Origin of the sequence: Rhodococcus sp. EPR-134, assembly GCF_001647205.1 — a bacterium.
Classification (GTDB): domain Bacteria; phylum Actinomycetota; class Actinomycetes; order Mycobacteriales; family Mycobacteriaceae; genus Rhodococcus_F; species Rhodococcus_F qingshengii.
Window position 1 is genome coordinate 1 of the sequence record NZ_LVCT01000733.1, and the last position, 2,436, is coordinate 2,436.

Sequence of the window (2,436 nt, forward strand, 5' to 3'; positions counted from 1 at the left end):
CGGCGCCGGGACGTATCGATGAGCGCCCACGTAAATCCGGACATTCCGGGTATACGATGTGTGTATACGTTGTATGCATAGGGCGTATCCGAACAGTAAACCAGCCGTACTGTTCTGTCAACGCGTAGGCATACGATGTATGTTTTGTGAATGACCGGACACTCGCCAGATCGCACTAAGGGTTTGATTCCCGCCGCGGACCGCGAGGAGCCCCTCACCAGGGCGCTCGTACTCTCGACGGCGTTGGCGATCATCGACGAGGAAGGTGCCGACGGCCTCTCCATGCGCCGACTGGGCAAAGCGCTCGACAGAAATCCGATGACTCTCTACAGGTACGCGGCCAACAAGGCGGCCCTGCTGGACGGGGTCGTCGAGACCGTGCTCGAACAACTGGTCGTCGACCCGTCCGATCGCGACTGGAGGGGGCAGCTGCACGCAGTTGCGTACGGGTATCGCCGCCTCGCGCTCGCGCACCCCAACGTGGTTCCTTTGCTGGTCACTCGGCCGCTGTCCACCCCGCTCGGATTGCGTCCTCCCGGGACGTTGCGCTACGTCGAAGCGATTCTCGAACTGCTGATACGGGCCGGTTTCACTCCTGAAGACGCATTACACATCTACCGAGCAGTGTTCGGCTTCCTCAACGGGCACATTCTCAACGAGCTTCAGGAAATAGTCGAAAATCCCGAGGAGACGGACGATCTCTTGCGGCTCGGTCTGCATCGGCTTGCGCTTGCCGAGTTTCCGAGACTGCGGTCGATGGCTACGATCATGGCTCACTACGACGGGCAGGACGAACTCGAGCGCGGTCTGGCAATCCTTCTGGAGGGTCTGGCGACGGCATCTCCTCCGACGAGGGTTGAGGGCTGACCACTTTCAGTTTGGGTATAGACATGAGACGACCTCGACGGCCACACAATTCAGGGGACCGACGAGGTCGGTAAGCGTCAGCGCAGTCACTGACGTCTACATTTCAACCGTACGAGTCACGGTTGGCAGGTGGCGGCGAGCTTCGTCCTTGTTGTGTGAGTGTTTCGTCCTGCTTCGCCCATTTCGGGCGGTTCCTGACCTGCTGCAGGTGATGGCTCTTCGGTTCGGCCGGAAGGCTTCATCGAGCTGAACGTGTGTAGAGCGCCTGTAAATGCCTTCCGTCCGCCTCGGTGGACGGACGGAAGGCATCAATTCATTTGTGGGTGACCGTATTCGGCGAACACGGTCTGGTTTTGTCAGGGTTGAAATTCTTCGTTGGTGGGGTTCTCGGGCGGGGTGGCCGCGAGGATGCGCTTCCACCAGCCTTGCCGCTGCGGGTCTTCGTTCCAGACGACCGGTTCAGCCAGAGCTGCGGCGGGGGCCATGATTGGCGCGGGCATAGTGGACCTCCTGGATGAAAGGCTCTCGTACAGTCGATTTCGTGCAAGCCGTTCAGGTCAGGCTTCGATCTGTCCTTGGGTTTTCACCTCGGAGTTTGCGGTGCGGGACGGCGGTCTCGACGAGATTTCGATCCGCCGCGGTTTCGCCTTCTCTGCGATCGGCAAGGTCACGGTCAACACGCCGTTGTCGTATGAGGCGACGATCCGTTCGGAATCGATGTCCTCACTGATGGACAGCTGCCTTCTGTATGTTCCTGTGAAACGCTCACCGGCCAGCCACGTCACTCCCTCTTCGGAAATGGCGCTGCGGTGCGCGGTCAGGGTGAGGGTCGAGCCGTCTACCTGTACGTCCACTGATCCTGGGTCGACGCCGGGAAGATCGGCGTGAAGGACGTAGTGGTCATCGATCTTGTAGAGGTCCATCGGCATGAAGCGTGGACTTCGGCTGCTGCCGGTTCCGGTGGCAAGCAGGGACTTGGTGATCGCGTCGATGTCGGTGAAAGGATCGAAACGAAGCACAGCAACACACCTCCCGTATCGTCTAAGAAAGGTCACCGTCACCTCGACGGCGACCGAACTTACTGTGCGAGAACATGATAACCAGCCAAACTGGCACTCTGCAACCTCGAGTGCCAGATTTTTTCGGTGAACTTCGGTCCGATTTTCGGAAGTATCCGAAATGGCGCGATCAGTTCGCCAGGGATGTCAGAGGGTCCGGCGAAACACCTTGTCTTCGTCGACTGTGACGGCACCGGATGCGATGAGTCGTTCGAGGTGTAGCTGAGCTGTCCGTCGTTCGACGGCGTCGACGTACGGGGCCGATACGTGGGGGCGGTAGACGAGTCGATGAGCGACTATGTCTTCCAAGAGTTTTGGTTCGCCGAGGAATTGGATGAGACGGTCTTCGCGGCTCAGTAATTTGTCGCGGTATGCGGACAACCGGCGACGGAACTCGTCGCTGCCCTCGACCACGCCCTTCTGATGGAATGTTCCGTACCAGCGTGCGTCGATCGTTGCGACGTGGTCGATGGAGTCGAGGAAGTCGTTGACGCTGCTACCCAGGTCGCCG

At 59.4% G+C, this 2,436-nt stretch carries 3 protein-coding genes and 1 pseudogene; 1 reads left to right on the forward strand and 3 read right to left on the reverse strand.

All coding sequences use genetic code 11. From position 1 onward, the window contains the following. Positions 1-150 precede the first annotated feature (150 nt). Positions 151-867, forward strand: a complete 717-nt coding sequence (locus A2J01_RS31720; RefSeq protein ID WP_042452349.1) for a TetR/AcrR family transcriptional regulator C-terminal domain-containing protein — start codon at positions 151-153, stop codon at positions 865-867. A gap of 356 nt (positions 868-1,223) precedes the next feature. Here the strand turns inward: A2J01_RS31720 and A2J01_RS36695 are convergent, their stop codons facing one another. From A2J01_RS36695 to A2J01_RS31730, 3 genes and pseudogenes are all read right to left on the reverse strand, one after another. After that, on the reverse strand, positions 1,224-1,367 hold the full coding sequence (locus A2J01_RS36695; protein WP_165639161.1) for a hypothetical protein: 144 nt from the start codon (positions 1,365-1,367) through the stop codon (positions 1,224-1,226). Between the two features lie 57 nt (positions 1,368-1,424). Then, a complete protein-coding gene (locus A2J01_RS31725; protein WP_058038924.1) occupies positions 1,425-1,886 on the reverse strand; it encodes an Hsp20/alpha crystallin family protein in 462 nt (153 codons plus the stop codon). 186 nt (positions 1,887-2,072) lie between these two features. Then, positions 2,073-2,436 (reverse strand): annotated as a pseudogene (locus A2J01_RS31730) (MBL fold metallo-hydrolase); the annotation flags it as partial.